Below are 22,258 nucleotides of genomic sequence, written 5' to 3' on the forward strand. Positions count from 1 at the left end.
CACCGGGTGGTAGCACGATTTTGTATCGGTGGAATGCGGGCAGTTCCAATGTGACGGCTGTTGACGGCGGAGGGGATTGGATCGCAGATGCGTCAGCCGTTGTGGGCGGGCCCACGAACATCTACACCGGCAATGTCTCTTCTCTGGATTCCGGAGTGGATGCGACAGAAGTTCCGACGGACCTGTTCAGACAGGAGCGCTGGGATCCGTCAAGTGGCTCGGAAATGGGCCTTGAGTTTGGCGATGGCACGCTAGAATCTGGCACTTATGCAGTCCGTCTCTTTATGGGTGAAAGCTACTATAACCCAGGTGTCCGGCAGTTTGATGTACTGGTCGAAGATCAGCTCTTCCTTGATGACCTTGATCTTGCAGGTACTCTGGGCAAGGGCAATGGCGGTATGTTCGAGTGGATCGGAGAGGTGTCCGATGGCACCATCGATATCGACTTCCAGCGTGTCATCGAAAACCCGCTGATCAATGGAGTCGAGATTGTTCAACTCGATACCGGCGCTGATGAATTTGCATTTGTATAAACTGGCGCGTCAGTCATAGAGCCCGGATTACTTCCCGCCGATGTCGGCAACTGTCGTCCCGGTGAGCCAATGGCGACAAGGTGCGGAAAGGCTGGCTAGATCTGAGCTTTCAACTGATTGACGTCGACATAGTAATCGTTCAAAGCGTTTTGCGGCTCAAACACCAGCGGCGTGTGTTTGCCGCCAAGAATGTTTGTCAGTGTTATGAAATATCCCCGATCAAACACGTCTTCGGCAAAAAATTCTATAACGTCGGGCCTGTCGCAAAAGATCATGTTGGTCAGGCCGGCACCATGGGGCGCAACAATAGTTTTGACTTCGGAGAACAGCTTAATTTGTTCATGTACAGAGAGTTTCTCTGCCTCGACAATCTCAAAGCCGCGGTCCTGTAGAAATGCGGAGACTTCGTCGTTGTTCAATATCCGGCGCTGGTCTGCCAAACGCCTTGTGACGTAGATTTTTTTGAACGGCTCTGAGCGGTCGGGCGCAACTGCATCCAGAACAAAATTCCTCAAATTTTCAATTGCGTTTCTTGAAAGGGCAAAACGATATCGCGTTGGCGATCCGATCAATAGCCGCCGGACTTTGACGCACCGATCCGTAATATCGATAAAGTCATCCGGGTTGACCCCTAGAATTTTAAGATACTCCCGTTGCCAGTCCCAGGGGACGCCATAGGTTAGAATTTTGGTGTTGGGTGTAATCGCTCCGCAGCCTCTTAGTTGAAGATATGTGGCGCAGCAATCCACTAGAAAATGATAGTAATTTCTCCACCATTGCATTGAAAAGATGTAAGCCTCTTCAAAGTCACACTCGCCTTCGCGCGCGTGTTTAAACGCTCTTCGTCGGCCAGCAGAATTGAACCGCCAGTGTTTGCCCTCAACTGTCGGTGTTGGGTCGGCTAAAGTTTCCATGATGACTCGGTTGGGTCTGACGGGGTCCACGATATGAGGCAGGTTCACGCCCGCGCTCTCGATATGAAAATAGTACGGGCGGGGTATGGCCTGCGGTGTGTAATGCAAGCTCAGTTGCCTGTAGTTGCTACATGGATTGTTCTCAGGCAAGACCGGGGCATAAATCTGGTGGTCGCCGAAAAACACCACATCGTAATCAAACAGCGTTCGATTGAGCGACTGCATTGGAATTTGCTGATCCATCATCCAGGCATCAGTGAAGATGCCATCAGCTGTTAACTTCAGTCGTTTCAGCTGTCTGTATCGGGTTGGCATTGTTTGGCGCATCAGCGCCAGAGGAGACTTAAAATTTGTCATAAACGTTGATCCGAGCTTCAAAGCTTTGGAATGCATAATAACTCATAAAAAGGGGTAAGATATCCATATCCATCGATATTCGGGCGCAAAATGTGCACGTACGACGGTAAACGACCACTGAACGAAGGGTTCTCTTAAGATAGTCATTCCAACAGCCTCCATCTCGACGATCCGCCGAGCTGCGGAACCCAGCGTCGGTCAAAGGCTCGCCCGATGTATCTGAACCAATCATCCGGGCTTTAACAAAAACTTCCATGAGTAGTAGTAATGCATGTGCATTGTGTTGATCTAAAGGCATTTTAACAATAACGTTTTGGCTATGATAAACACATTACTCCATCTGGGCCACTGTCGCGCGGCACAGGGTTTCTAACCAGCGAAAGTCACCTTCGCCCAAACCAAGGGTCGGGCGAAGCATTCAAATCCTGCCCACCATCGCGCCACTAGGGCACCAATCAAGCGCAGAACTAAAAACTAGCGTTTTCTTTTGAGACCGGACACAATGAATTTCTTTGATCCATTTCCTCCGCCCGTTCGATCCGGGACTGTTGGATTGATTGGTACTGTCAAAGATGAAGGCCCGTGGTTGATCGAATGGGTCGCGCATAACAAGGTACTGGGTTTTGACGAAATCGCTGTGGCCAGTAACGATTGCTCCGACGGAACTGACCAGATTTTGGACCGCATGCAAGACTTGGGTCTCTTGGTCCATATTGATAATCCGGGTCCATATCAGCGTACAATCCAGATGGATGCCTATTTTGCGCTGCAGAATCTCCCGGTCATGCGGCAATGCGAGTGGCTTATGCCGCTCGACGCCGATGAGTTTTTGGTAGTCAATATCGGTGATGGTACTGTGAAGGCGCTAGTTGAAGCAGGCAAAGGTTGCCACCGGATTCCGGTGCGCTGGCGCATCTTCGGCGATAGTGGCATTTCTGGGTTTGTTGATCCGCCGATTACCGAAAAGCTCTTTCAATCCGCTCAGCGAGAAGACCCTCAGAACTCTTACTTCAAGGCCCTTGTCAGGGAACACCATAACTTTGAAATGAGTGTTGCGCTAACGAGGGTGCGGAGGCCACGCGCTCGCTTTGGTCCGTATCGCTTACAGAAGCTGAAATACTACTGCGATGGTAAAATTCTAGTATTTCCCCAAAATGCTTCCTTTGACAGCGTAATAGAGTCCGTTCGGCATCATGGCGCACAAAGCAAAACAGCTCAAATCAACCATTATTCGGTCCGCACACGAGAACTGTGCCAACTGAAACGTTATAAGGGCGATGTAAACAGGAACCAGGCTACCTATGGGACCGATTCATACTTCAACCGCCTGAATCTGAATCACGAAGAAGACCGGTCTGTGCTTCGCTATGTGACACATAAAAACAAACTGATGAAAGATTGGCTTAGCGACCCACAACTGAAAAGCCTCTATGAAGAAACAATTGAGTTTACGTGCAACCAACTTGAGGTTCTCTCTGCGGGATAGCTTGAAATGATGAGCGCGCGGAGATGCATTCAATATGAGGCCGTCGGAATTGATTGTTCCCAAAAGCGTCAGAAAACTGATCAAACACCAAAACCGTGATGAAATCAATACATTGATACGTTGATTTTGGCGCCTCATTGCCTTGCGGATTGTTTTGCCGAAGCAATTTTGCGACAACTTCCGTTAAAGGCGATGGAGGCGTCTACTATGAAATTTTTTAATCTGATCTCCTTTGTTGTGGTTTTGTTGATCAGTGCAGTGACGGCCAATGCGCAGGGTGACTACCGCATCAGACCGGGCGATGTGCTACAAATCGAAGTGCTGGAAGATCCTAGCCTTAACCGGGCGGTTACTGTTTTACCCAATGGGCAGATCACCTTCCCATTTGTAGGTACCGTCCGAGCGGGCAGACAGACCGTAAGTCAGGTGCAGACCTCATTGCGCCAGGGGCTCAGCTCCAATTTCACTTCCCCTCCAACAGTTTTTGTCGGTGTGCAACCGTTTCTGGACCTCAACGCAACGACACAAACTACAACCGGCCCGACAATTGATGTCTATTTTGTTGGAGAAGTGAACAACCCTGGAGTGATCCAGGTTGAAAGGGGCACGACCCTACTGCAGGCAGTGGCTGTCAGCGGTGGTGTTTCGCGTTTTGCAGCAATCAAGCGTATCCAGTTGCGCCGAACCGATCCGCGCACGCGTGTCCAGCGAGTAACAATTCTTAACTATAAGGCTCTGGCAAACGGAGCTGTAACAACAGATATCGAGCTTAAGGATGGTGATGTTATTCTGGTCCCGGAACGGCGTTTGTTCGAATAACCGACCCGCGCAAAAGAAAAAAAGTTTTACCGTGCAGCGAGGGGCGGTGGCTGTCACCCTCATTTGCTGTGCCGGAGTTGTAGTTCACGCACAGGGTGTGCCTTCTGCAGAGGAATCCCCTTCAGGACTCCTTGCGACCTTCGATGTTTCGCAGCGCTTGGAGTACAGCGACAATCCAGATCTGGATGTCGATGGCACTTCTGATTTTTATGGGCGCACCGTTCTGGACTTTGGTTTGGAAAGTGTCACGAACATCCAGCGCTTTTCGCTAAATCTTGGAACTGATATTGAAGAATTTCGCGAGGATAATCCGAACAGCTTCGACTTCACGAACACATTTGCGACGCTTTCCTACGACAGGACAACTCGTAATGCCTTTTTCGGAGCGGATGCACGGTATCGCGAATCTGATACCGACTCGACGTTCTCTGACGAGGATTTCGATCAGGACAGTAGTATCATCAATCAGGATAGCGGTACACGGGTCAGCTATGGTTTCGCTTTGGGCGGGGCCGTCGGCGAGGAGGGGCCGCTGGGGGCCAGTTTCGACTGGGATTATAACGAGATCAGATTTAGGGATACCGACGACCCCGGCCTCAGTGACAGCACACAGAATGATATCTCTGGTCAGGTCGATTTCCGGATCAACCCGCGTATAACATTGGGTTTGACAGCCGGCTACAATAACTTCACCACTGAAGCCGTAGACGGTACAAACCGCAAAACCAGACGCCTTGGGTTGGCGACCGAACTTGAGTTGAGTTCCGTCCTGACAGTGGATGCCGAGCTGAGCCACGACCGAATTGAACGGACCGGCGGGACAGAGCGGGACGACGATGGCATTAGTGGCGAGATCGAGTTCACGCGAGCGCTACCCAACGGCACCATTGGGTTGCGCTATGCATCAGAGGTCTTTGCGAACGTCGACGGTCGGCGGTCTTTCCTGAGCGTAAGTCGGGACATGGACCTGCCCCGCGGTGCTCTAGCCGTGTCACTAGGGGTGACAGGCACCGATGCGGTTGGATCAGATCCGTTAGTAGAGATTGACTACATATATGAGTTACCGGCCGCCCAACTGAGCTTTGGTTTAAGTCAACGAGTTGTGGTCGACGAAGATGACAACGAAGATATCAATACCTCTCTGCGTGCCGCATACGATCAGGAGATCAACAGCCTTTCCAGCTTTGGGATCAGCGTCGATTTTTTCGACCGCAACGAACTGGGTGACGGTAACAACGATGGTCAGCGACTTGATGTTGAATTGGTGTACCGCCATGACCTGACCCGGGATTGGGCGCTTGAGAGCGGGATTGCGCATACTTTCGAGACCGAAGACAATGAGGAAAACCGATCCCGTACAACCCTCTTTGTCGGGTTGGAAAGATCCTTCAGCTTTTCGCCCTGATCGACCTTACTTACTTTTGTCGGATCAGGAGGCTAGCGGAGGCATGGGTTACATCTGACTGTGTGCTGACAGCTTTGAATACAAAGCTCGAGGACACCTCCTTCAAATAGACTTCCAAAGGTGAAGCCGCTATTATTTAGCTTGTAATTAGTGAGGATTGTTCATGCCAACCTTTAAAGCCGTTGCATTAGCTGGCATTTTTGTATGGCCCGCGTCGATTATTTCAACCGCTCATGCGGACACCGTTGGATGCTACCACTACAAAGACGAAATATACGATTCCTATAGATCATCCGATTGGGAGAAAATCACCGCCGACCTGAAAATATGGCTGTCAAAGCATAAAAGACATCACCCGTATTACTACACGATGCAGAACAAGCTCATGGATGCCGAATACAATCTAGAACAGTCGAAAAATACTGGACACCACAAGAAGAAGCGCAACAGATGCAAGGATGATGTAAGCCCCAGTTAGAGTCAGCGATGCAGAAAGACTCGTCCCAACGTTGCTCTTTGTCTGTTTTGGTCAACGGTGGAGGATAGGGGGCGAGCGCGGCGGTAGCTATCGGTTTTTTTGTTCTCCCACGACTGCGGAAATTGCATCTAAATACTCTCTTAGGACAATATTTTCGTCGAACTCCCGTTCTACTTTTGCCCTTGCTTGAACGGACATCTGCATAAATTTTTCGTCATCTAAATCGCAAAATCTTTCTAAAGCAATGAGCAAAGAGTTTACATCACGGGGCTCTACCATAAATCCATTGACATCATCATCAACAACATCACGACAACCTACATTGTCGGTTGTGATGATTGGGCGCCCTACCGCGCAGGCTTCCAACAAAACCCGAGGTACACCTTCACCATAATATGAAGGCAAAACTAAACAGTGCGAACTCGCCAGCAATTGATCTATTTCTTCAGGCTTAACAGCGCCATGGTACACCACCTGACCTTTTTTTACCATTTTATTTAAAATAGAAAAATCCACATATGAGCTATGATTAAGATGCTCGCCAACAAAATGAAACTCAGCTCGATTTTTTCGATCGGGTTGCCCCAAAAAGCTTTGAATAGCCTCTAGAAGTTCTCGTACGCCTTTTTCCTTCAGCATGCGTCCAACAAAAATAAATCTGATTGCTCCGTTTCGGAAAGGTTTGACCGAGAACCGTTCCAAATCGACCCCGCTTCCGGGGATTCTCTGCGCGAGTTCCTTTGCAACGACCTTTTTGTTAACAAACATTTTCATGTCGTCGAAGTTTTGAAAGAAAACTCGAGACGAGTGCCGCAGTCCTCTTCGGTATAGCCAAAGTACAAGCGACCTCAACATCGTACTCTTGCCAGAAAATACCTGCCCTGCACCTGCTACGTTGTTTATGACCGGAAGCCCGGCCCGCTTGGCGGCAAAATTTCCGAAGATATTTGGCTTTACGGTGTAGTGCAGAGAGGCGACGGGTTTGATTTCTTTCAATAGTTTTTCGATTTGCAACGCACATCGTATCTCGGAAAGAGGGTTTAATCCATATTGGCTCATACCTATTGGATAGTGCCTTATTCCATGATCTGTTAAGTAATCAGTGCTTTCATCTTTTGGAGACAAGACACAGACATCATACCCAGCAGTCTGAATTTCAGCGATAAGACGCATACGTGACTGAGCAATATGTCTGGAACTGTTGTAGACAATAGAAATTACTGGCTTTTTCATCCAACTCTTTTCCGCTCAATTATGTTGAGCTACTCCCCAGTCTTTAGATGAGTTTCGATGTACTTTAAGCTACTCTTTGCATCTGATGAGCGGGGCAGGCTTCGTTTCTTCTCGGTCAATAGACCATGGCTAGTAGCTCGTCGCCAAGGGCGGATTTGAGCTGCTTATGGTTATGGGTTTCGAGCCATTCCCCATCCCGCGAAGGCATTGCCAAGGTAGCCCGCGTGCCGTCCGATCAAAGTAGACGATGGATTCAGTATAGCGCAGACCTACGAATTATTTTGAGCATGCCTTATTCTGAACAAACCGCGATGGGCCAGACGTGCCGAAGGGTGCTACACCCTCGAAAATCCTAACTCTTGTTTCGACGATAATGTCGTAGGCGCTTTCAACGTTATGGATGCAGTGCGCCAGCATGAGGTGAGGCATTTGTTGATGGCCTCAGCCGGCTCATGTTATGGAGCCAATAAGGACATACTCTTTGTCGAAGCCCATAAGGCCGACACACCGCTTGTTATCTATGCCGCAACGAAAATACTAATGACAGCACGGGTCATTCCTATGAGTATTTCTGGAACCTGCCCACGACGATGTTCCGCTTCTTCAACGTATTTGGGAACTGGGGGTTACCTGATCTGGCCCTGTATCGTTCGTTCCTGCTTTCGATACGGCAGGCGGTTATTTTCAGCGCAGTTATTCAACCTTTCATGCAATTAGCAGTCAAGGCCAGTGCAATTTCGCGCTTGGCGCCGCCGTAAGACCGAAGCTTGTTTGTGATGAGCTCCTTGGGGATAAATCCTTGTCGTTTCATCGGCTTCATCATCAGCTACTTTGCAGTTTGTTGATCTTGTGGGGTCTGGAGAATTTGATCTGTTCGTTTGAAAATCTACGTTGCATATTGTACCCATTGTTTAGAAGGATCACTAATATCTCGTCGGCCTGATTTCAGGGGGCTGGGTTAGTAGCCTGAGCAATATGACTATAATGATAGGCTGTACAGGGGTAGGTTTTGTCGAGGTCGCCACCGTACCAGGAGCGCCCTTACAGACCGGAAAGGCAAGCGTACATTTTGTCACGAGATATAGTAATCTCGGTATTTTCCTTTGTAATAATTATACCCGTCATATGCGTATTTCGAGGCCCGTGCCTCGTTTACCATCGTCATTACAACACCAGCAATCGGGGCATCTACAGATCGCATTTCCTTTAAGCCCTCCAGCACAGCACCGCGTGGGGTTTTGTCCCATCGCACCGCATAAATAATCGTATCCACCAGCTTTGACAGAATCCGCGCGTCAGCTACGATCAAGGCCGGTGGCGCATCAAGGATCACCATATCATAGTTCGAACTCAGGACTTCGATAAGTTTCTCAAAGCGTTTAGAGGACAGAACATCAGCGGCATTGACTGTTCCAAGACGTTCGCCTTCTCGGACTGTGAGTACGTGGACGCCTGAGGTAGGTTCGGTGTAAATCGCTTCATTGATCGGGGTTGTCCCATCGACTACCGATAATAATCCGGGACGTTCATCGGTGTCTTGGAGCATGTGCGCCAAAGCGGGCATGCGCAGATCGCAATCAACTATAATTGACGTTTTTCCCATCTGGCGGCTGGTCATTGCCGTTAGCATTGCGCTTGAGGTCTTACCTTCTTGCGGGACGCTGGAGGTGAACATTAACACTTTTGGCGGATTATCCACATTTGACAGGAGGATGCTGGTTCGAAGGTTTCGGACGGATTCCGCCAGCGAGGAATTGGGTTTGTTCCGTAAATTATCCAATAGGGCTTGGCGTTTCATCCGTGAGCCGATCGATGGCAATGTGCCAAGAACTGTTATTCCAGACATCTCCTCCAACTGTGCCGGCGAACGGAAGGTGTTGTTCAGGAAGTCAAGCAAGAAAACGATACCAACTCCGATCGCCCCGCCCAGAAACAGGGTTAGTAGCATCGTGCGGCGCTGCTGTTGTGATTGTGCAAAGAGGGGGACCTCTGCTGGGGACAGAATGCGGGCATCTGCGGTTTGCAAATCTTCTTGCACGTCTGATTGCTGTAGCCGAGCCAGAAAGTTATCATAGAGAACCCTGCTAGCCTGCGCCTCCCGCTCCAGTTGGCGCAGTGCCACCTCATCCGCAGCCTGGCTGAAGGCTTTCTGCTCCAACTCACGCACCTGCGCTATGAGGACAGCTTCCCGCTCCTGTGCTGCGATAAGGTCGTTTTGAGTGGCTGCCACGATTTTGGTAGCTTCCTCGAGGACTTGTTCGCGGATTTGTTCGCGTACATCTGCGAGTTGCCGCTTGGCGAGCTGCAAGGATGGGTTGTCCTGTGAGACAGATGCATTCAGTGTGAGAACCTGTGCAGCAAGTTCAGATTCCTGCCGTCTGATCTGCGAGATCATTGGTGACGCTCGAAATGTCGAAATCGTGTCCAAACCATCCGGGTCTGCCAATGCGGCTTCCAGCCGGTTATACTCCGCTAGAATGCGCGTGGTGTCACTTTGCGCCCCTACCAACGCGGCGTTGAGCGCAGCCAGCTGCTGTTGGGTGATGTCAAGGCTCTGACCCTGTTCGGCGGCAAGGGCTGCACGGGCGGCTTCGACTTTGTTTTCTGCAGTTTCCACATTGGCCTGCAGTTCATCGACTCGGACACTGAGCCAGCCTGTAGCAGCCTGTGTTGCTTCAAGCTTTGCCTCAAGCTGGTCGACAATATACTGATTTGCTATGGCATTGGCGATATCTGCTGCGGTGTTCCGGTTGGTCGAAACATAGGAAATGCCCAGAACATTGGAATTGCCCAAGGGAGCCAAGTCTAAGCCCCTCAACACATTGCGCACAATTAACACACGCAGGCGTTCTTCCCGCGCGAGTTGACGCGCTTCGGGATCGGTGATCGGGGGCGGAGGGGGGGCGATCAGACCGAGATCCTTCATGATATCGGTAATCTCGGGGGGGAGCGAAATATAGCTTCCAACACGTTCCAGCAAGCTGGGTATTGGTTCACTCAAAGTCGGGTTGAATTCGGGATTGTTGTCCAGATTTAAGTCATCCACTACGCGTTCGATCAGGTTGGTTGAGGACAGGATCATTATCTGATCTTCCAAATTGCCCCGATCAATACCTTCTTCGTTCAGGATACTTTCGATGACGTTGCTTTGCTGGACATCAAACATTACCGTTGCTGTTGCCCGGTATGTGGGTACGATCTGGGATATCGAGAGATAGCCAAGCACATAGGCAATCAGCAGGCAGATCGCTATGATCCACTTGCCATGCCAAAACTTTGAAACAAGCCCGCGAATATCAATCGTGTCGTCGATGTTGTCCAAGGGGTTGTTCCGTGGTTTGGCCGTGTTCACCGGGTTCGACAGGACTAATGGCTGAGCTGACTTATTCACTTTATACACACCTGAACTAGAACCAATTTACAACCGTAAAAAACTCTAAACACGCGCCTTCACCAGCGCGCACCAAAATGCGCCGGAAACCGGTTATCTGTACTATATTGGCCCACTTATATGCATTTTCTACAGCCTATATCCACCTTAAGGCATCAGCTTTTTTACTTGCCGAGACTGACAAGCGTCTGAATATTGTATTCATATCACGTTGAAATAATGTGCAGACGTTGTCTAAAAGAAGGCGATGCCCAGGCTTTCCTGTTCGAATTTGGGTGTTAGAGAGTGCGGATTGTGAAAATTGAATTTATCGAGAGCGTTGTCCGTGTCTTCACCATTGTCGTTTTTCTGGCATTGGTGTGGGTGTGTTTGGGCGGGGAAACAGTGCTTGTGGCCCCGACGCCGATTTCAAGCTTCCTTGTGCATTTGGTGGCCTTCTTCTTCCTCGGTTCGGCCTGCCATTTAGGCTGGGTGGAAGCCGCCGCCCGCGTGGCTGTTTTGATGGTCATCCTTGCAGTGGCACTTGAGGTCGTCCAGATTGCCTTGCCCGGGCGTACTTTTTCCGTGCTAGATCTTGCCGGAAATTTGATCGGCGTGGGATTGGCCTGGGTCTTTTTCAGGGTTTTGCTGAATTTCAAACGGACTATTCGACTGTAGACGTGGCCATTTGGTCTGTGGATGTCTGTGACGGAGTGGCGGGTTTTTGTGTGGCTCTGCCTGTCCGCGGATTCCGTGTCGAAAAACTCTGGGCCCACCCCATTGCAAGGATGACTGCAAACAATGCTGCAACGGCGGGGATCTGCAAGCTGAAATCAAAGAGAGAATGAGTGGCTGCCGTTGCAATGACGGCGAGCGCAAAGCAGGGGAACACTCGGTTTCGGTGGCGGTTTACGGTTCCGCGGTAAATGCGCAGGGCGATGATCAGAAGCGCCAGATAAAAGGCAATCGCGGCGGGAATGCCAAACTCGAACATGTTCTCCAGGTATGAGTTGTGCGCTCTGACCCATTCGCCAATGGCCGCTTCCGCGGGTACATATTGGCGAAAAACATCATGAAACGACCCTAGCCCATGGCCCAAAGCCGGGCGATCCATGATTGCCCTGACGACTTCAGGATAAATCAGAAAGCGAGCGTTTCCTGCCTCTGTCGTTAGGATTCTGTCAATCATGCCTGTCGCGCTTGTAAGAATGACAAACCCGACCACGGCCACCACAACCACTAAGAGCCACGGGTTCCACCGCCGTCCTCCACCTTTCCATGACACCAAAAACACGCACAGCCCCACAAGTCCTGCAAGCCCTCCTGCGCGGGACTGTGTCAGAGTCAACGCCCCTAGACACAAAAGGGCGCCAAGGGCATAGATCCATGCACCGCTAAAGAACCCCTCCAGCATATCACGCAGAAAGCTTTGCCAACTATCGTTGTTGACCGGCGCACGGCTAACGAAGTGCAGATAGGCTGCAATATTTGCCAGAAACCCAAAAACCGCATAGGTGGCATAGTTATTGCGGTTGACAAACGTTGAGGTCACAACCAGCACCTGCTCGCCGTCGCCCAAAACAGGATTATACCCGGTTGCCATTGTATAAAGGCCGTAGATCGCGAATGCGGTTGAAGTGATGGCAATAATCCTGAGCATCATTTCCACGCGAGCCGTGGCCACAGAGGCACGGAATGCGATCCAGAAGATCATCGTGTAACACAGATAACGCATGATAATCTGCCGCCCCTGTCCGGGATCAGCCGAGATGTAGCCGGGTATATCGCCCAAGGCAGTCCAGACTGGATGTGTTTGAGGGGCCGGAAGCCCGGGAAGAAGCTGGATACAGCCCCAAATAACCGCGCCCAGGAACAGAGCGGCAGGCAACCACAGCCCCCTAACTTGTTTGGGCAGGCGCTGGATGCTGTCAACAAGCACCTGCATTACGAAAATCACCAGGATGGCAAGGGACAACAGCGACCATGATACCGGCCGGTTCGCTCCCAGGGGCACAGCTGCAAGTAATACGCACCCCATAAGCGCCCATAGGATAGCCCATTGAAAAATAGAGAATCGTTCACGTGTTTTCATAGCACCACGTTTCCTCGGAATTGCGAGACTATCTCAGCAGATCTGTGACAAAAGCCCCGGCGATACGCTATGCGGGCAAACGTTGCGGCGAGGATACATCTGCACCGATTGACCCCAAATCGCAAAACAGAGCTGCAGCCCAATAGACAGGCAGGAGAACTGGCGCCTACACTAAGTATTGCGATCTTTAATGTGCCAGGTGTGACAATGGGAAAAATTTTGGTGCGCATTTTTTGTGTCGCTGTCCTGATTGGCGCGATTATGAATTTTGCGATGGTGTTCGAAACCAGTCCTGCCTTCAATAGCAACGCACGAGATAAAAACGTGGGAGGTAATTGGAGAGTGCCCAACGCCGCCGCCCATTACGACAAATCGGAATACCTGCTCGAACTTGCGTACAGCTTTCTCAACGAGCTTGACCTGACTTATGATCCGGCCACCGGTGATGCGATGGTCATTAGTATAGAGGAACAAGGGGCGCGAACCCGGAAAGCGCTGGACCTAATCAATCGGTCTCTTCGTCTTGACCCCGCAAACGCCTCTGGCTGGACGTATCTGGCACAGGCCCAAGCCCGCGCTGGTGATATCGATGCCATGCGTGACAGTCTGGAGCGGTCGTGGGAGCTTGCCCCCTATAACGTGCAGCTTGCGCCATTGCGGCTGCAGCTTGTGATGCAGGTATATTACGCCAATCTTCACTTGCCTGAACAAGTGACGATCCTGTCCGATCAGGAGATTGCATCAGCCTATCGAGATGGCAAGGTGCTGAACGCGCAATCTCCGATCCATTTTGAGCGCCTGATGCCCGATGGCGACCCGGTTCGCTCGTTACTAGGTGATTTCGGAATTATACACTCCAGTAGTTAAGCCGAGCGTATGTGAAATTTGGCGACATTTTGGACCATGGATCTGTCACGGAGAAGGATACCACTACCTTCTGGTTGAGCGTTTTCAGAGAGTTCAAACCAGTCAGGGACAAATCGGGTATACCTATCGGTGTGATTGAATACATCTTCAAGTAAAAGTGACTGATGCCTGGTTTCCTTTTACGTGTTATGATCCATCTCAACATAGATAGGCAGAACTCCACCGTTCGGGACAATTATTGTAGCATAAGCGTCTAAAAGGCTGTTAACTTGTTATTAAGGCGAGTGGTGCAATAACGTTCAAAAAAGGACAAGCTAAAAAATGGCCACATTTCTCATTGGCGTTGTGGTGGGATGGGCAGCCACTTTTGCCATGTGGTTTGGTTTGTCGTTCGGTTTCATATCAGGTCTAATGTGGGGCACACTGATCGGTGCCGCCACCATATTTGTGCTCGCTGTTTTGCAATGGGCGTTTCGGGATATGAACAACACACAGAACCACAGTGAGAAATTTACCTGATTCAAGGCTCATTGAACGCGGTTTGTGAAATATGGCGCCGATTCTTGAGCGCTGGGTGAATAAGTAGGTATCTCCGCTTTACACGCTTATGATGGGCCCATCTCCCAAGGAAACAAAACCCGATCGAGCGCATAAGATTGTTTCCGATTTTGCGCAAAAAAGGCTTGAAACGCAAGACTGTAGCGCTTCGCGCACATCGGTCCTGTGCCTGTACCAACTGTATTGCTTCGGTTCAAATTTGCTGGTAAAAAGGGGAAGGTTAACGATTTAAAGGAACGGAATAGTGGCCAAAAAACTTAAAACCTGGGAAGCCCCTAAGCTGAAAACGCTTGACGTTGAAAAGACACTTAGCGGCCCTCTTACTCTTCGCCGGGAAATTGAATTGTACTGCTTTGGCATTGGCGGCCCCCAAGGCTCCTGAGCGACTTTAAAAAAAAATTCCAAGACATTTCTGCCTTGGAATTAACAGGTAGCCTGTTGTCAGCTTTTGTAGCTAACAACAGGTGAATATCTTTTTCGCTGATCTTCCCCTAGCAACACTTCATGTCCCACGCAAAGCCAGGCATGCGCGTGCATGTCTTCTTTGGCTTCGGAACGACCTGTGTTCACGCCAAATACCAGAGATGAGCTGACCCCCCTTCGCCGCAACATATCTTGTCCTGCCATCCCGACCATCAAACACGTGAATACGCCGCCAAATATGCGGTTCAGTTGATTGATAGCCTTACGGACCAACCTGATTTCCAACGTTATTTCAATCTCTGCGGGAAACACTTCGCCAGGTGAGGATGTCCCCAGACGCCCTTTCCATTTTTTAAACGGAAAACACCTCACCAAAATCCAGGCTTGGCAAAGTCGAAAAAATGCCTCGAAAACGATGCGTTTCTTTTGAGCAGGTAAAGATATGAACTGGGAAAATCGCGACATTTTCAGTACTTCGCACAGATGGTGGGTTCAGTCATCCCAAATTTGTCGCTAGCGTCCAGTTTGAGATGATCTGTAGTTATTGAGAAAACTATGAGCGCAATCCTTGGTCGAATTGAATACAGCGGACGATCGCTTGACAGGTCCCAATTCGACAGGGCCTTCAAGACATTATCCGACTATGGGCCCGATGGTAAATCCACCGTTTACGGAGAAAATTTTGCATTTGGCCTTCAGTATTTCGGCGTCAAGGCCGGGCAGTCTGATGGTTTAGAACTGGAACGCAATGGCTGTATTCTGACGGCAGATGCTATCATCGATGCGGGCGAAGATTTGGCGGCCGAATTGGAGCCGCTACCATCGTCAGAGAACGGCCTAACCGATTTTGAACTGATCAGAAGCGCCTATCTGAAATGGGGGCAACGCAGTCCGGATTTCCTGTTCGGTGACTATGCCTTTGCGGTGTTTAATCCCGAGACCCAAGAGCTGTTTCTGGCGCGGGACCATATTGGTAAACGCCCGCTTTATTGGGCCCGCAGAGACAACAGCTTTACATTTTCCACGGACATTGCCGCCCTTTTGGAGTTTGATGACATAAGTCGTGAGATTGATCAGGACATCCTGCTGCGGTTTATGGTGCGCGAAGTTGCCTGGCTGCCGACAAAGACGCTCATTAAAGGAATAAATTTCGTTGATCCCGGCTGTTACATGACTGTTGACCAATCTGGGCAAAAACAAAAACGCTGGTGGAATCCACATGATGTCAAGACGGCCCACGGGCGTTCGGCACAAGATTGTGTTCAAGAACTGACCGATCTTCTTACTGAAGTGATGGAAGATAATATTGATACCAAACTGCCCGTGGGTGCGCATTTGAGCGGTGGAATAGATTCTGGGGCAGTAACAGCGTTGTCGGCAAGAGCGCTCAGATCGCAAGATCGATCTTTGGTGTCAGCTTACGCTTGGGCACCTGATTTTTCAGACGATTTTCCAGACAAGGGTAAGGTTGACGAACGTCATAATATCAATCGCATATGCGAGAGCTCAGGTATTTCGATACGTTTCGGCAGTCAGGATTACAAAGAACTGGAAGCGTTCCATCAGCGGGAATTCGAAATTGAGGGATTCGCAGACCTAACTCAAGAGGCCGGCATTCTCTCTCAGGCATCCCACGATGGCGTTCGCATCCTTCTTTCCGGCTGGGGCGGAGATGAGGCGTTTTCTACGATGGGGAGATTTTATCTACCATATTGCTTGAAACGGTTCAGGTTTGCTGAGGCTTTTCGGGTTCTAAGAATCGTATCCGGTGGCCGTAGAAAGCCCAAAATCCTTCTGCGCAGTCTTTACTATCACGGTCTGCTGCCGCTGATGCCTGAATGGTTGAAGCGACGATTGACGCAGGACCCGAATTTTGGTGAGCCCGCATCCTTTATCCATCCAATATTTCTGAAAAGCGACCCCAGTTTGAAGACCTGGTGGTATGGTCAGGAACTGCCCGAACCAGCGAACCCTAAAGTGTATTTGGCGCATCTCCAGCTTTACGGTCATTTGGCCGAAAGGGCGGATACATGGGCCGCGTGGTCATCCAGGTTCGGTATCCAATATCGATATCCTCTGATGGATCGCCGCATTATGGAGTTTATCCTGGGTGTTCCCAATGAACTTCTTTTTGCGGATGGGAAGCCCCGGTTTTTAGCCCGGCACGCGACTAAGGACGTGCTTCCCGACGATTTGCAGAAATATGACGTCGCCAATGAAGCGCTGCGCTCCAAACGCCGGTTGGACTATTGGAAGGCTCTATTGGAGTATGAGCGCGTCGGGATGTTTGATGGAGAGAGTTCATGGCTTGATATGCCAAAAGTTAGAGAAGTAATCCGAAAATCCCAAGGCCCTCTCGGCAAAGAGGAGACACTGCTATTCAGGCGCCTCTCGTTGTCTATTAGAATCTGGTACCTTGAACAAAGAAACCGCTCGATCTCTAAAAAACCGTAACTGTGTCGTGCTGAGACAGCGGCCTGTCAGATTTGACTTGCATGGTATCATACGAACACTGCCATCCAGTTGAGCCACTGAAGCGTGCACGATCAGTGCCCTGCGATGGCGTTCTATTGGCGCTATACGCGCTACAAAGTGGCTTCTTAGGACCCTAATCCAGCACCCGTTGTTCTCTAGAGGTCATTACCCCTATAGACCTAAAGTCGGTCATGAACTAACAATTAGGTCGAACCACTCAGGTGGAGTTGATCGCCAGACTAGGCTAGCTAAATTCATTTACTAAGCTGGAAGTTATGTCCCAAAAATTAACAACATTTCAAAAAGCTCTCCGGATGCTGACGCCAAGAGAACGCAAATCCGGTTTGCTCTTGCTGTGCTTGATCATTGTAAAGGGTGTTGGCGACATGATCGGTGTTGCGACAATCATGCCATTCCTATCGTTGCTGGGCAACCCAGACCTAGTCAAGACAAACCCGATCGCAAATTACTTTTACGTCCTCTTTGACTTTCGGACCGTAGACTCGTTTATCACGATGGTTGGTGTCGCATTTGTGTGCATGCTGATAGCAGTGGGTATTTTGAGGAGCGTCACAGCATATGCCTTAAACCGCTGGATATCCATGAGAGAATACAGCCTCTCTCTTCGGCTCTTATCCGTTTATCTGCGCCAGCCTTACGAGTTTTTTTTGAACCGGCATACAGGTCAGCTCGGCACATATATACTCAACGAAAGTGCTCAAGTAGTAGCCAACGCTTTCAGACCAGCCACTGAAATAATAAACAGCCTAATGACATTTTTTTTGATCGCCTCATTTCTTCTGTGGGCAGAACCAACTACAACAATTATTTCTGTATTGGCTTTCGGAGGATGTTATTTTTTACTTTATTATAGCCTCAAAGCTATGATTTCGCGTATGGGGGACGACGTTCTCCAGGCAAACCAAGCACGCTTTAAGATAGTTGTTGAGGCGTTCAATGGAGTAAAACAGATTAAGCTTCTCGGGCGGGAACAAAGCTACGTAGCAGAATTTGCAAATGCCGCCGCACGACAGGCAAAAATTCGTGCTCTAAGTTTAACTCTTCGGCAAGTGCCCAAATTTGGACTTGAAGCCCTAGCGTTCGGCGGAATTATTATCCTGACATTGGTTTTAGTAGCACGCAATGGCGGTCCAGGAAGTGAAACAGTTGCAGATATCCTGCCGATATTGGGCCTTTATGCGTTTGCCGGGTATCGAATGCTTCCAACCATGCAAACTATGTACTCATCTATTTCTTCCCTTAGGTTCGGAGAGGCGGCCGTGAACGCTATCTACGATGACCTAAACCTACCCACCGAGTCGACCGACTTTCCAAAATCCCACGTGACACCTTTAGGTCTTACAAAAAGTGTCAACTTCATAAGCCTAAACTATCAGTACCCAGGCTCAGACGAAGGTGGACTCAAAGATCTGACATTCGGTATAGACCGTGGCCAGACGGTCGGCGTGGTTGGAACCACCGGCGCTGGTAAGACGACACTCGTAGACGTTTTTCTTGGCCTACTGCCGGCGACGGACGGTCGTATTGTCATAGATGACAAAGACCTGACTCCTAGTCGTGTGCGTCAGTGGCAAGCAAGTGTCGGATATGTCCCCCAAGAAGTGTTTCTGGTGGATGCTTCAGTTAGCGAGAATATCGCACTGGGCATCCCCAAGGATGAAATTGACAATGAGGCTGTGCGCAAAGCGGCAACGTCGGCCCAGCTGCTCGAATTTATCGAGACACAGATGCCCGAAGGATTCGACACGCATGTGGGTGAACGCGGCGTCCGCATTTCCGGGGGCCAGCGGCAAAGAATAGGGATTGCCCGCGCCCTCTATCACAATCCCGAGATACTCGTATTTGATGAGGCGACCAGCGCTCTGGACAACGCCACAGAGCGAGAGTTGATGAAAGAGATAAATGCGCTTTCAGGTGACAAAACAATCATCATGATTGCGCATCGGATCAGCACTTTGAAAGATTGCGATTATGTTCTCGTTCTGGAGAAGGGTCGATTGGCCAGAAAGGTTACATATGATGAACTTCTGGCCGACAACACGTTCTCTGAGGAACTGACATCGTAAAAGAGAGTCAAGCTGCTTTGATCGAGATAAGCTTCGCTTCAAGCATGTCGTCAAGGAATGAGATAACGTTTTCCAGGCAAATATTCTGATCAACGTCATATGTAGATATTAGGGTATCAACCAGCGAGGATACTGATTTAGGCTCGCTGAGTTCCTCAATAATGACTGTTCCGACCTCATTCAGGCCAACATACGTCCCACTTTCGTCGTCGAAAATAACCGTCTCGTCCCCGACTTTCGTCGTTGCCAAAGTTCTGTCCATCGTAATGACACTTTCTATTGTGATGGTCATAATTTCATACCTCGTACTAAACGCCTTCCCAACAGGACAATTCTGGAAGCTGCCCCTCCCGGAACTGGTTAGCGGGCAACGGGCTTTGAAAAGTGTTTGTCGAATGAGAAAGTTACATGCTCCGGATCGCGCGCTCCAGAATGGTCCGCGTTTACTGCGCCAGTGATAGCAGGGGCTGGAAATTAATCCAGCCCCAATGCCTTAGACAATAGCATCTATCAAGCTGATGTTGTCGAATGTGCTCATCGCGGCGAGGTTGGCATCGTCATCGTTTACCAAAACAAGCTGTTGCACAGAGCCGGTGAAATACTGACCTACGGGAATTGAATAGGAAGTATAGCCCGATCCTGTCTCATAGCCATCATTGAAGTCCTGAATGCCAAGGGTCTGCGACCCGTCGAGTTGGAAAAACGTGGTTTCCAGTTCGCCATCCTCGTTGACGAATCCAATACCTTGAATTTCACCTTCAGCATCGCTCTTGAAATCAAACTCAAGAACTGTCGCCTCCGTGATATCCTCATTGATAGCCAATGATTTCCAAGCACTACCTTCAAGCTCGATTGCGCTTTGATCTATGGAAACCGTCGCGACTCCTTCATCCTGCGCCTCGGAGTAGCTCGAAACAATATGTGCGCTTCCGTCAATGAGAACGCTGTCATAATCTCCGACTTCGAATTCCACCGTTACCTTCTCAAGGACCGACCCCTTGCCGTTTTTGTCTGAGTACACGGTAAGAGTAATGGAATGGGCCCCGTCAGAGAGCTGCTTTCCACCAAAGAAATTACCTTTGCCGTTGTCCCCGAACAAGGCATAGGGCTCAACGTTCTCTACCCGACTATACTGTCCGTCCAATTCAAGCCTTACGCTGCCAATGTTGACGTTTGGGTTGAGTGCCTCGGCCGACAGCGTAACTGTTTTACCAGAGAGGTCGCTGCTGGAGAGCTTGGCACCCTGGTAGAGGTCTGTCAGAAACGTGTCTGTGCTGGTGTCAATCAACTGGAGATCCAGAAGTTGGCTGTAGGGTTCCTGTGGGGTTGCGTCCGGCGCTAGATTTTCCTCAGGTGCAACCACTTCAACCGGATCTTCTACCACCGGATCCTCAGCGATAGGATCTTCTACCACCGGATCCTCAACGATGGGATCTTCTACAACCGGTGCCGAGCCTGTGTCACCAACAGTGAATTCGAATGTAACAGTTTCAAGCACGCTGCCCGAGCCCTTTTGACCATCAAACACGACGAGTTCAGCGCTATAAGTTCCCTCGGTTAGTTTCTGTCCACCAAAGAAGTCGCCTTTGCCGTCGTCTCCGAAGAGGGCATAAGGTTCCACATTTTCCACACGGGAACCAACGCCATCTACTGTAAGCTTCACGCTGCCGATCTGCGGCGCGCCGTCCTGCGAGGTGGCAACGATGGTCAGCGGACGGCCATCCGTGAGGCTGCCATCAACACTCGAACCGTCACCAAGCTGCGATACCGTTTGATCGGTGTCAGTGTAAGCGAGGAAGATATCGAGATAGTTGCTCGCTTCGACAGGTGCCGGATCGTCCTCAACAGGATCGCTCTTGATCGGCTCCTCTACAACCGGTTCATCGACACCCGATTCGACCTCACCCGGACCAGGCTGAGTAGTTTCCGGTGGTGTTGGCGTCCCATCAACCGGATAAGAGATGTTCGACCAATCTGGCCCCGCCAAGTTCTGATAGTAGGCGTCGCCAGCCTGTCCGCGGGTTTCACCTTCTGTTACGCCCGTACCGGAGACGTTCTGAGGTAACCCTATATTAAGGTTTGAAATTTCTCTGGATTCATGCACCAAACCCAGAAGGCTTACATCACTCCAATGTACATTATATCCGTCTTTCACCAACAGCATGCGACTAGAGTAATTCGACGAAGTATTCTCAATGACGGAGTTTTCTATGGCAATATTCTGAGCGGCGTATTGTTGAGCATTACTCGTATTCAGATACGAACCTCTATCCTCAGTTGTGACAACAACGGCATTGGTGTTGTTAATAAACTCAGAATCCGTAATGAGGATGCCGTCATTCCGGTTTCCCATAAGGTCATCAGATGAATCATAGATTGATTTGATGTCCATTCCGGACACGCCGTTGCCGACGAAGTAAGTGCCCGTAACAAGCGAGTCTGCAAACCCTCCGGTGGTGTCGATTCCATCTCTGCCATTATTGAGAAAAACAGAACCAATAACTGTCGCTTCGGAGACACCAGTTCCGTTACCACCTGGGACAGTTTTGATGCCATCCCCCAGGGAATTCTGAAACAATGAGTTTTGGATAGTGGGGCCGCTGAGGTCTCCTCCAAGCCGCAATTGGTAGAAACCACCATTAAATTCTGTATTCTCGACCAGAAGGTTATCGCCCCCCCGGATGTCGAGCTGAATCCCGACGTTACCTTCGAAGTAACTGTTCAGAACTTTTACGTCGTCTTTGTTTTCAGCAACAATAGTGACTTTGTTATGATAGTCGACACCTGACTTCGGATTAGTCGAATCTGTCCTTGTTTGAGGGGCATTGCTGTGCGTAACGGTTAAATCAACAAGGGTATTAGCATTCCCCAATTCGATCAGCGGGTTCGAATTTGAGGCGGTATCGATCACATTGATACCCGCCCCCGGCGCTCCCCCGGCAAGCGTGAAATTGTCGGGCAGCTGTATGCCGTTTCCGGAGATGTCATACATGTGGTCGAAGACAAATGTATCGCCTGGCTTGAACGTTTTCGCCAGTGCAGCAAACTCTTTGGAGATGTCCTGGCCTTCGGTCCAGCCTAGGTCGGATGAGTGGATTATCGTCATTCTGGTAACCTGTCTACATTTGTGGGCAGCGATCATGCGATGCAAAAGAGTTTCG

General features: G+C 49.9%; 18 protein-coding genes. 11 read left to right on the forward strand and 7 right to left on the reverse strand.

The features are described from left to right. Window positions 1-533 (forward strand): malectin domain-containing carbohydrate-binding protein (locus ACR0MJ_RS19820; protein ID WP_480762279.1); only part of this gene is annotated, 533 nt, incomplete at its 5' end. A gap of 95 nt (window positions 534-628) precedes the next feature. Here ACR0MJ_RS19820 and ACR0MJ_RS19825 read toward each other — a convergent pair. After that, a complete protein-coding gene (locus ACR0MJ_RS19825) occupies window positions 629-1,804 on the reverse strand; it encodes a glycosyltransferase family 61 protein (protein ID WP_170737338.1) in 1,176 nt (391 codons plus the stop codon). A 502-nt stretch (window positions 1,805-2,306) separates the two neighbouring features. On the opposite strand from ACR0MJ_RS19825, the gene ACR0MJ_RS19830 reads away from it, so the two are divergent. The 4 genes from ACR0MJ_RS19830 to ACR0MJ_RS19845 all read left to right on the forward strand — a co-directional run bounded on the left by ACR0MJ_RS19830 (window position 2,307) and on the right by ACR0MJ_RS19845 (window position 5,992). Then, the gene (locus ACR0MJ_RS19830) at window positions 2,307-3,290 is read left to right on the forward strand and encodes a glycosyltransferase family 2 protein (protein ID WP_170737340.1); all 984 of its coding nucleotides are present in this window, start codon (window positions 2,307-2,309) and stop codon (window positions 3,288-3,290) included. A 207-nt stretch (window positions 3,291-3,497) separates the two neighbouring features. Continuing rightward, a complete protein-coding gene (locus ACR0MJ_RS19835; RefSeq protein ID WP_170408850.1) occupies window positions 3,498-4,109 on the forward strand; it encodes a polysaccharide biosynthesis/export family protein in 612 nt (203 codons plus the stop codon). Between the two features lie 46 nt (window positions 4,110-4,155). Beyond that, window positions 4,156-5,514: a hypothetical protein gene (locus tag ACR0MJ_RS19840; protein WP_480762285.1), complete on the forward strand. Its 1,359-nt coding sequence runs from the start codon at window positions 4,156-4,158 to the stop codon at window positions 5,512-5,514. Window positions 5,515-5,677: 163 nt separating this feature from the next. Continuing rightward, a complete protein-coding gene (locus ACR0MJ_RS19845; RefSeq protein WP_170737348.1) occupies window positions 5,678-5,992 on the forward strand; it encodes a hypothetical protein in 315 nt (104 codons plus the stop codon). A gap of 87 nt (window positions 5,993-6,079) precedes the next feature. Here the strand turns inward: ACR0MJ_RS19845 and ACR0MJ_RS19850 are convergent, their stop codons facing one another. Then, window positions 6,080-7,225 carry a glycosyltransferase family 4 protein gene (locus ACR0MJ_RS19850; protein ID WP_480762288.1) on the reverse strand — a complete coding sequence of 382 codons (1,146 nt, stop codon included), beginning with the start codon at window positions 7,223-7,225 and terminating at the stop codon, window positions 6,080-6,082. A gap of 396 nt (window positions 7,226-7,621) precedes the next feature. Here ACR0MJ_RS19850 and ACR0MJ_RS19855 point away from each other — a divergent pair, with 396 nt between their 5' ends. Further along, window positions 7,622-7,942: a hypothetical protein gene (locus ACR0MJ_RS19855; protein ID WP_480762290.1), complete on the forward strand. Its 321-nt coding sequence runs from the start codon at window positions 7,622-7,624 to the stop codon at window positions 7,940-7,942. A 355-nt stretch (window positions 7,943-8,297) separates the two neighbouring features. On the opposite strand, the gene ACR0MJ_RS19860 is transcribed toward ACR0MJ_RS19855, so the two are convergent. After that, window positions 8,298-10,616 carry a GumC family protein gene (locus tag ACR0MJ_RS19860; protein WP_480762293.1) on the reverse strand — a complete coding sequence of 773 codons (2,319 nt, stop codon included), beginning with the start codon at window positions 10,614-10,616 and terminating at the stop codon, window positions 8,298-8,300. 294 nt (window positions 10,617-10,910) lie between these two features. On the opposite strand from ACR0MJ_RS19860, the gene ACR0MJ_RS19865 reads away from it, so the two are divergent. Beyond that, window positions 10,911-11,273 carry a VanZ family protein gene (locus ACR0MJ_RS19865; protein WP_170515605.1) on the forward strand — a complete coding sequence of 121 codons (363 nt, stop codon included), beginning with the start codon at window positions 10,911-10,913 and terminating at the stop codon, window positions 11,271-11,273. On the opposite strand, the gene ACR0MJ_RS19870 is transcribed toward ACR0MJ_RS19865, so the two are convergent. Further along, window positions 11,260-12,540, reverse strand: coding sequence for an O-antigen ligase family protein (locus tag ACR0MJ_RS19870; protein ID WP_480762297.1), 1,281 nt, complete (start codon window positions 12,538-12,540; stop codon window positions 11,260-11,262). The two genes, ACR0MJ_RS19865 and ACR0MJ_RS19870, sit on opposite strands and share 14 nt — an antisense overlap. A 489-nt stretch (window positions 12,541-13,029) precedes the next feature. On the opposite strand from ACR0MJ_RS19870, the gene ACR0MJ_RS19875 reads away from it, so the two are divergent. Continuing rightward, entirely contained in the window at window positions 13,030-13,554 is a 525-nt protein-coding gene (locus tag ACR0MJ_RS19875) for a class I SAM-dependent methyltransferase (RefSeq protein ID WP_170515600.1), read from the forward strand. A gap of 321 nt (window positions 13,555-13,875) precedes the next feature. After that, the gene (locus tag ACR0MJ_RS19880; protein ID WP_170737356.1) at window positions 13,876-14,073 is read left to right on the forward strand and encodes a hypothetical protein; all 198 of its coding nucleotides are present in this window, start codon (window positions 13,876-13,878) and stop codon (window positions 14,071-14,073) included. Window positions 14,074-14,553: 480 nt separating this feature from the next. On the opposite strand, the gene ACR0MJ_RS19885 is transcribed toward ACR0MJ_RS19880, so the two are convergent. Further along, a complete protein-coding gene (locus ACR0MJ_RS19885) occupies window positions 14,554-15,000 on the reverse strand; it encodes a lasso peptide biosynthesis B2 protein (RefSeq protein WP_480762300.1) in 447 nt (148 codons plus the stop codon). A gap of 90 nt (window positions 15,001-15,090) precedes the next feature. On the opposite strand from ACR0MJ_RS19885, the gene ACR0MJ_RS19890 reads away from it, so the two are divergent. Both ACR0MJ_RS19890 and ACR0MJ_RS19895 read left to right on the forward strand, forming a co-directional pair. Beyond that, entirely contained in the window at window positions 15,091-16,989 is a 1,899-nt protein-coding gene (locus tag ACR0MJ_RS19890; RefSeq protein ID WP_480762303.1) for an asparagine synthetase B family protein, read from the forward strand. Between the two features lie 296 nt (window positions 16,990-17,285). Next, entirely contained in the window at window positions 17,286-19,097 is a 1,812-nt protein-coding gene (locus tag ACR0MJ_RS19895) for an ABC transporter ATP-binding protein (protein WP_170737362.1), read from the forward strand. Window positions 19,098-19,104: 7 nt separating this feature from the next. Here the strand turns inward: ACR0MJ_RS19895 and ACR0MJ_RS19900 are convergent, their stop codons facing one another. Next, window positions 19,105-19,389: a PqqD family peptide modification chaperone gene (locus ACR0MJ_RS19900; protein ID WP_170737364.1), complete on the reverse strand. Its 285-nt coding sequence runs from the start codon at window positions 19,387-19,389 to the stop codon at window positions 19,105-19,107. A 201-nt stretch (window positions 19,390-19,590) separates the two neighbouring features. After that, window positions 19,591-22,203, reverse strand: a complete 2,613-nt coding sequence (locus ACR0MJ_RS19905) for a right-handed parallel beta-helix repeat-containing protein (protein WP_170737366.1) — start codon at window positions 22,201-22,203, stop codon at window positions 19,591-19,593. Window positions 22,204-22,258 lie beyond the last annotated feature (55 nt).

The organism is Ruegeria sp. C6, from assembly GCF_056537625.1.